The following is a 321-nucleotide window of genomic DNA, read 5'->3' as shown; positions in this document are numbered from 1 at the left end:
CTTGCCCAGGGTGCCGACCAGCACCGGCACATCCTCCTGACTCAGGCCGAAATGCTCGACAATGCCGCCGCCGTTGGCCCCCAGCGGGCCGAAACCATGGGCGTCGTCGACCATCAGCCAGGCGCCTTTGGCCCGGGCTTCACGGGCCAGGGCCGGCAAGTCGGCCAGATCGCCGTCCATGCTGAAGACGCCGTCGGTGACCACCAACGTATTACCGGTGGCTTTTTCCAGGCGCTTGGCGAGGCTGGCGGCGTCGTTATGCAAATAACGGTTGAAGCGCGCCCCCGAGAGCAAGCCGGCATCCAGCAGCGACGCATGGTT

General features: G+C 66.0%; 1 protein-coding gene. It reads right to left on the bottom strand.

From position 1 onward, the window contains the following. The coding region (locus HX793_RS30950; RefSeq protein ID WP_178905635.1) for an aminotransferase class I/II-fold pyridoxal phosphate-dependent enzyme at window positions 1-321 on the bottom strand (321 nt) is incomplete at both ends.

The sequence above is a fragment of the Pseudomonas reactans genome, assembly GCF_013387025.1.
GTDB lineage: Bacteria > Pseudomonadota > Gammaproteobacteria > Pseudomonadales > Pseudomonadaceae > Aquipseudomonas > Aquipseudomonas reactans.
Note: the sequence above shows the minus strand (reverse complement) of the source record. Positions and strands in the feature narration are given on the sequence as shown.